This window comes from Acinetobacter sp. ACNIH3 (assembly GCF_002918965.1).
GTDB lineage: Bacteria > Pseudomonadota > Gammaproteobacteria > Pseudomonadales > Moraxellaceae > Acinetobacter > Acinetobacter schindleri.
The window spans coordinates 38,869-46,416 of the sequence record NZ_PQLP01000021.1 but is presented as its reverse complement, the minus strand read 5'-3'; the positions used below and the strand labels follow the sequence as shown (position 1 = coordinate 46,416).

At 43.8% G+C, this 7,548-nt stretch carries 8 protein-coding genes; 7 read left to right on the top strand and 1 reads right to left on the bottom strand.

Annotated features, from left to right (window positions below; genetic code table 11):
- Positions 1–657 precede the first annotated feature (657 nt).
- From ubiH to C3420_RS09995, 3 genes are all read left to right on the top strand, one after another.
- The gene (ubiH, locus tag C3420_RS10005) at positions 658–1,866 is read left to right on the top strand and encodes a 2-octaprenyl-6-methoxyphenyl hydroxylase (protein WP_103800421.1); all 1,209 of its coding nucleotides are present in this window, start codon (positions 658–660) and stop codon (positions 1,864–1,866) included.
- Positions 1,863–3,104 carry an FAD-dependent monooxygenase gene (locus C3420_RS10000; RefSeq protein ID WP_103800420.1) on the top strand — a complete coding sequence of 414 codons (1,242 nt, stop codon included), beginning with the start codon at positions 1,863–1,865 and terminating at the stop codon, positions 3,102–3,104. The genes ubiH and C3420_RS10000 overlap by 4 nt, the downstream gene beginning before the upstream one ends.
- A gap of 174 nt (positions 3,105–3,278) precedes the next feature.
- Positions 3,279–3,527 carry a hypothetical protein gene (locus C3420_RS09995; protein ID WP_004810703.1) on the top strand — a complete coding sequence of 83 codons (249 nt, stop codon included), beginning with the start codon at positions 3,279–3,281 and terminating at the stop codon, positions 3,525–3,527.
- An 82-nt stretch (positions 3,528–3,609) separates the two neighbouring features.
- Here C3420_RS09995 and rsmI read toward each other — a convergent pair whose 3' ends face one another.
- On the bottom strand, positions 3,610–4,452 hold the full coding sequence (gene rsmI, locus C3420_RS09990; RefSeq protein WP_004810701.1) for a 16S rRNA (cytidine(1402)-2'-O)-methyltransferase: 843 nt from the start codon (positions 4,450–4,452) through the stop codon (positions 3,610–3,612).
- A 10-nt stretch (positions 4,453–4,462) separates the two neighbouring features.
- Between rsmI and C3420_RS09985 the strand changes: the two genes are divergently transcribed.
- The 4 genes from C3420_RS09985 to C3420_RS09970 all read left to right on the top strand — a co-directional run bounded on the left by C3420_RS09985 (position 4,463) and on the right by C3420_RS09970 (position 7,541).
- Entirely contained in the window at positions 4,463–5,422 is a 960-nt protein-coding gene (locus C3420_RS09985; protein WP_103800419.1) for a penicillin-binding protein activator, read from the top strand.
- 5 nt (positions 5,423–5,427) lie between these two features.
- Complete coding sequence (locus C3420_RS09980) at positions 5,428–5,847, top strand: YraN family protein (RefSeq protein ID WP_076753258.1); 420 nt, start codon at positions 5,428–5,430, stop codon at positions 5,845–5,847.
- Between the two features lie 139 nt (positions 5,848–5,986).
- Positions 5,987–6,670 (top strand): BON domain-containing protein, encoded by a 684-nt coding sequence (locus C3420_RS09975; protein WP_004810697.1) that lies wholly within the window; start codon positions 5,987–5,989, stop codon positions 6,668–6,670.
- On the top strand, positions 6,660–7,541 hold the full coding sequence (locus C3420_RS09970) for an alpha/beta hydrolase (protein WP_103800418.1): 882 nt from the start codon (positions 6,660–6,662) through the stop codon (positions 7,539–7,541). Before C3420_RS09975 ends, C3420_RS09970 begins: the two co-directional genes overlap by 11 nt.
- Positions 7,542–7,548: the final 7 nt, after the last annotated feature.

Here is a 7,548-nt window from a genome sequence, read left to right as displayed (position 1 = left end):
CTGTAAAGCTAAATTGCTGATAAATACTTTTTCAGTATTAAAATAACTTTTTCTGAAATCCTAAGATAATCTTTCTATTCTTACTCTAATTTGATCTTTATGCTCTAGCAGATAACTATCTGTCGCTTGAACATTTGTTCTATGCAATATCAAGTAAAATTCTAATTGACGATTAGAGTCTGATAACGGCAATTGATTGGCTTCTTCCTGTATAATTGGTTGATATTTTTAGGGATTTCATTAATTGGAAAGGATCCTAAATAATGCTCTAGATGTGGACCAAGCTGTGTTTTTACAATCAATTCAGGATTCTGTTCCAAGTGACGACTTCTCCTTCCTCAGGCAGAGGAGCTTGGTTTTTTGATGAACAGGCTATAAGTGGGACAAGATAGCCGGCTAAGATAAAGCATTTCTTTATTTGCATTGTTTTTCTCTTTAAGCTTTATTCTTGGAAGAACTATTTAGGGTTCGTTTATAAAAAAGACACAGATCTGTGCCAAGTTTTATTTCTCTAAAGATTTAAGCGATTAACAAAGCAATATCAATTACAGCTAAACAACTAATTCATTATAAAAATAAAAATCTTTGAGGTAAGATTAAATCCAACATGATTAGACGTATCTAGACTTTATAGATACCCCAGATAAGGATCAAAGCATGCAACAAGAAGTCATCATTGTCGGTGGTGGGATGGTGGGTTTAAGCCTCGCACTGATGCTGGCGAAAACCGGGATTGCGGTCAAACTGTTAGAAGCAATCCAATACCCAGATTATGATGATATCAATCTTGCTCCCTATCACTCCAGTTTTGATGCCCGTAACAGCGCTTTATCACGCCGTAGTGTACAGATTTATCAGGAGCTGGGTCTGTGGGATGCTTTACAGGAACATGCCACGCCGATTCTGGAAGTGAATATTACCGAACAGGGCAGCTTTGGTAAGGCACGTCTGATCGCTGAACAGGAAAAAGTCGAAAGCTTTGGTCAGGTGATTGAAAATGCCTGGCTCGGTCGCGTATTGCTGACACAAGTCAAAAAAGAGCCACTCATTGAACTGATCGATGGCATCCAGGTGACGTCTCTCATCCAGGATAAAGACTTTGCTTATATTGAAGCACAGCGTGGCGAGACTGCTTTAAAACTGCAATCCAAACTGGTAATTGCTGCGGATGGTCGCGATTCTTTCTGTCGTAAGGCACTGGGTATTGGCGCATCGGTACACGACTATGATCAGGTTGCGATTGTCACAACCGTACAAACATCAAAACCGCATCAACATGTCGGTTTTGAACGTTTTAGTCCTTTAGGACCTTTGGCTTTGCTACCTCTTCCAGGCGAATACCGTCGTTCCGTGGTATGGCCAGTTCCTAAAGGTACCGAGCATGAATGGCTGGGTGATGAAAATGATCAGCACTTCCTGCATGCTTTACAACAGACTTATGGTGATCGTGCCGGAAAATTCCAGAAAACTGGTAAGCGTTTCAGTTTCCCATTATCGCAAGTCCTGGCAGAAAAGCAGGCAGTTGGTCGTGTGGTGTTAATGGGGAATGCAGCGCATACGATTCATCCAGTTGCAGGACAGGGCTTTAACCTGTGTATGCGTGATGCTTATGTACTGAACCGTTATCTGGCAGAACAGCTGGAACAGGGGGCTGATCTGGGCGATGCTCAAATGCTGCAAGATTATGAAAAATCACGCCTGAAAGATCAGCAACGTGTGATCAAGTTCTGTGATTCAGTCGTACGTGGTTTTAGCAACCAGAATCCATTCCTGAAACTGATCCGTAATACCGGACTGGTGGCTTTTGAAAATATTCCAGGCATCAAGCCACTTGTAGCCAACTATGCAATGGGACTTAAAGCATGACAGAACAAACTCAGGTATTAGATGCTGTCATCGTAGGTGGCGGGCTGGTTGGTGGCTTAACGGCATTATTACTTGCTCAAGATGGCGTACAGACCACCGTGCTGGATGCTGCACCGATTTTAGATACTGAAAAGACACTAAGTGTTGCCAATCCACGCGTATTGGCACTCAGCCAGGCCACTATTCATTTGCTAAAAACAGTAGCGGTTTGGGAAAAACTTGCACGTCAGCAGCCATATACAGGTATGCAGGTCTGGAATAAAAATGGTTATGGTGAAATCAATTTTGGTCAGCCTTCCAAGAAAACACCAAAAGTCGAGCAGGCGCTTGGTTCTATGGTTGAGCCAAGTATTCTGAACCTGGCCATTCAGCAAAAAATGCTGCAAGAACTGAAAGATTACCGCACACAGGTCAAAGTTAGCCGGGTAGAACGTGGGGTAGGAGTCTGGATTGTACACCTTGCCGATGGTACCCAGCTCAAAACCAGATTGCTGATCGGTGCAGATGGTGCCAATTCCTTTGTCCGTGAACATGCCTTTATTGACATTGATGTCCTGGACTATAAGCAGGCCGGTATCAGCTGTGCCATTAAGACCGCACAACCCCATCAGCATGTTGCACGCCAGATTTTCCTGGAAACTGGTCCATTGGCTTACTTACCGATGGCAAGCTTAAAAGCTGAAGAACAGGGGCATTGGCAATCGATCGTCTGGACTTTACCGGATGATTATGCTGAAGAATATGCAGCTTTGTCAGATCAGGAATTTATCCAATTGCTGACCCGAGAAAGTCATCATATGCTTGGTGAAGTGCTCGAAGCTAGCCCACGAGCAACTTTCCCGCTTAAAGCACGTGCGGCTCAGCAATATGTGCAAGATGGACTGGCCCTGATCGGTGATGCTGCCCATGTGATTCATCCACTCGCCGGACAAGGTGTCAATATTGGCTGTCTGGATGCGGCAGTGTTATGTGATGTGTTACTGCATGATAAAACGCGTGGCGTCTGGGCACATGAGCAAACCTTACAGCGCTATGAACATCTGCGTAAGGGGCAAAATGATGCCATGATGCACAGCATGTCTGCGATTGGCTGGATGGAAACCACTCAACTTTTCCCTGTGGTTTGGGCACGTAATTTGGGCCTGAAACAGGTTGAACGGCTGCCTGTATTAAAAGATGCTTTTATGGCGCAGGCCAATGGCTTGGGACTGCTCAAAGATACCCGCTACGCCGTCTGACCTGGAATTGTTATTTTTTAAACAATCATATGTAAAAAGAAACGAATTTGTTTAAAAAAGATACGATTTTTTAATATTTGGTACTAGGCGAAACACAAAGAGATTGCTAAATTTCAGGTAATTTACAACCTAGTTTAAATGCACATGTGATGGTCATTTGTGGGGGACATGAATATGACAGATATGAATGAATATGATGAAGCAGAAGATGCTGTCGTTGATGATGATGAAGCAAAAGCAGCAGAGAAAGGCGCTGCTGAAGGTGATGAAGTTGTTAGTGATACAGACGTTCTCGAAGCTGAAACATTGACTGTGACAGCGAAGCTAAAAAAGCGTCAGGCACTTGAAGATGAGGTGGCCGCGTTCCTGGCTCGCGGTGGTCGAATTACTGAAGTGCCGGCAGACGATTCAGTACGCGAATAAGTCGTCTACCTCCTGAATATAAAAAAACACCGCAGATTACAGTGGTGTTTTTTTATGCCTATTTTTCTTTGGAAAAAGCTATTTAGTCATTGGCACCCGTTAACTCAAGTGCACGTTGGTAAGCCACTTTCTTTTTGATACCGGTCAGATCGGCTGCCAGCTGGGAAGCTGCTTTCACAGAAAGATCCTGTAATAAACGGAGTAACAGCTTGTCGAGTTTTTCCTGATCCATATCTTTTTCGACAGTCGCTCCACCCACTACCAGTACGATTTCACCTTTTTGCTGGTTGGCGTCCTTGGCAATAAACTCAATCAATTCACCCAAGGTCATCTTTCGGATAGTTTCAAACGTTTTGGTAATTTCACGGGCAAAGCCAACCGGACGATCAGCACCAAACACATTCGCCATATCTTTCACACATTCCAGAATCCGGTGCGGTGCCTCATAGAAAATCATGGTCTGGGTTTCATCTTTGAGTTTTTCCAAATTGAGCAGACGCTGGCTTTGTTTTGATGGCAGGAAGCCTTCAAAGCTGAAACGGTCACTCGGTAAACCTACTGCGCTTAATGCAGCAATTGCAGCACAGGCACCCGGTACAGGTATCACACGAATATTGTGTTCCTGTGCAGCACGCACGAATTTAAAGCCTGGATCACTAATCAATGGTGTACCCGCATCACTGATCAGTGCCATGTTTTCGCCATTGAGCAAACGTTGAATAAGCTGATCTATCTTGTTGCTTTCATTATGGTCGTGGCAGGCTGTCAGTGGAGTGGAAATATTAAAATGCTTGAGCAATTGCATAGAAGTTCGTGTATCCTCAGCAGCAATAAGACTCACCGACTTCAACACCTCAATTGCACGATAACTAATATCATCTAAGTGCCCGATTGGAGTCGCAACAACAAATAACTGAGCACTCATAGGTTTCTCCATGTGGAATAAACAGAATTATAAAAAACGGAAGAATATTAAAAAAATATTGGGTTTGAGCTTATTGGGCTGCATCGGCAGCGTGCAAGCGGAAATTCTGGTCATTCTACCCGAATCTGGTCCTTTGGCGCGAGCTGCATCGAATATCAAACAGGGATTCATGAGTGCCTATATGGCATCCGGGCAAAAAGTGCCGATTAAATGGGTGAATTCTGATCAGAAGAAAATGTCACAATTACTGAAACAGCATGTCAATAAAAAGACGCAGCTCATCGTGGGGCCACTGGCACGTCAGGATATTGAAGCACTGGTTCAGGCCCAGCCCAAAGTCAAAACCCTGAGTCTGAATGACAGCATGAGCAGTTCACCTCAGCTCTGGCAGTTCAGTCTGTCTAAGCATGAAGATGCAATTGCTTTACAGAAGGTACTGACGAAGGATCGAATTCAGTATTTGCAGATACTGCGTCAGCCCGGAAGTGAGACCGAGCATGAACTGATGTTGATGTCTTTGCTCAGTGTAGGGGATCTGCAAGTTGATATTATCGATATTGCACCAAAATCTTTGTCCTCTAAACAGGGTTTATTACTCATGGGCAATCCGGAGTGGTTGGCCGCAATGCAAAACCTGCCGAAGAAACGGCTTTATACCGTATCCAATGCGATTGACCAGCATATAACTTTGCCTAAAGGTATTAAATTTTGTGACGTGCCTGCACTGTATACCCATGCCTGGCCAGATGTATTGAATGCCTATCAGCAGGCGCCGGTGCAGATGTCCTATCAGCGGTTAATCGCCTTTGGTGGAGATGCCTGGCAGATCAGTCAGCTGTATTTAAGTGACTATAAAGTCGAACAGCTACAATTCCAGGGTCGTACCGGACATATTCAGGTCAATGCTGAGGGACTGCGACGTATGCCCGCCTGCTTTGAATATACCAGCAAGGGCGTCAAGCTGATTTAACTATTATGCGTATCAGTCAGCAATTGGGAAAATGGGCAGAACAGCAAGCGCTTGCCTTGTTGCAGCATCATGGCTTTCAGTTGGTCCAAGCCAATTATCACAGCCGTTATGGTGAAATTGATTTAATCGTGCAACATGATCAAGAGCTGGTTTTTGTGGAAGTAAAAGCACGGGCAAGTACAGATTATGCCAATGCACTCGAGTCAATTTCCCTTAGCAAGCAGCGGAAAATGATGAAAACTGCTCTTCATTTCCTGCAAAATCATGAAGAATTTCAGCATTTTTTCTGTCGTTTTGATGTGATTTGTTTTGATTTTAATCAACATTTTGCAAAAACCATACAGCATGATTTTTGCAATTACCTTTATGATTCGCAATGGATTGAAAATGCTTTTACTTTTGATCAAGAGTTTATTAATCTTTGAACAACACAGGCTTTTCTTTGTGCGGTTTTCTGTACAGAGATTATGGTAATGTTCAAGGAAAATAAAAGTTGATCAAGATTGCGCGACAGAATTTATTAAATTGAACAAAGACGTATTAAACAATAAGGAGTCTTGCTGAGTGGTTAAACGTATTGTAATAACAATGTTATGTGTCGCAAGTTTATCGGGCTGTGCCAGCTTTATTTCAGGTGGTACAGGCACGGCTCCTGTCGGTACGGATCAAGGGGCGCGTACCCTTGGACAGGTTTTTATCGATTCTTCAATTGTGCGTACTGCAAAAATTAATCTTTATAAACTTGATTCACGATTCAAACAGTCGCGAGTCAATATTGAGAGTTTTCATGGTCATGTATTATTGACTGGTCAGGTGCCAGATGCGCATCTGAAACAACTGGCTGAAGACAATGTCAAAGCCATGAGTGATGTGAAAGCCGTACATAACTTTATTACTATCGGTAACCAGATCAGTTATGGCACCATCATGCAGGATACTGCAGCGACGGCAAATACCCGTGGTCTGATCATGAAGGCGCCTGTAGTTGCAGACAGTAAGGTACATGTGCATACCGAAGATGGCGTGTTATATGTGATGGGCCGTCTAAACAATGCTGAAATTGCTGATCTCAATCAGGTGCTGGCGCAAGTCGGTAATGTCACTAAAATTGTGACCCTGATTGATAATGTAGAAACGCTCAGCAATTCAACCAGCCAAAACTTTGCGACTACAGCTTCATCAAGTGCCTTGGTGCAAACTCCAGTTGCGATTGATCCTGATACAGTTGAACCAACTTATGCACAATAAGGTGCACTCTTTTAAAGCCAAGCTGTCGAGTCATCTGAACGTTGCAAGACAAATCTACCGGGATTTTCGCTTATATGATCTCGGCAGCTATGCACTGAACCGTTTTACTCCCAAAGCAGGTTATAGCGCCGAACGGCATTTGGCCTATGGCCTTAAAGCGCGGCAGCGTTTTGATCTGTATCGTAGCACACAGCCTTTGGCACATCGCCCCTTGATTGTCTTTGTCCATGGCGGTGCCTGGCTGCATGGGGATAAGAAAGAATATCAGTTTATTGGTGAGGCTTTTGCCCGTGAAGGCTATGACGTGGTGGTTCCAAATTACCATCTGGCGCCAGAACATATCTTCCCTCAATCTGTGGATGACTTGCATCTGCTTTTGGATCATCTGCACACTGCGGCAGCAAAGCTGCAGATTTCATCAGAGAATATTGTATTGATGGGACATTCTGCCGGTGCGTTTAATGTGATGTCAGCGGTGTACTATCCGCAGCAGCATACAGCAGAGCGGCTGGCGAATATCCGCGCTATCATTGGTTTAGCGGGGCCTTATCATTTTGACTATAAGGATGATCCGATCTGTGCTAATGCCTTTGATCAGGCAGTGCCTTATCAGCAGGTGATGCCACTGTACTTTGTACAACCTCAGCCTTTGAAGCATTATCTGTTTATTGCTGAAAAAGACGATATCGTGGGACATTTCAATAGTCATGATCTGGATCGGGTATTAAAGCAACATGGTAACCATAGTCATGTGATCAGTATTCCAAAGCTCGGACACATTACTATTGTTGGATCACTTTCCAGCCTGTTTAGCCGCTTCTTTGTAACCAAGTCTAGAGTACTATGGGCACTAGAAGATGCATTTAAATAATTCATTC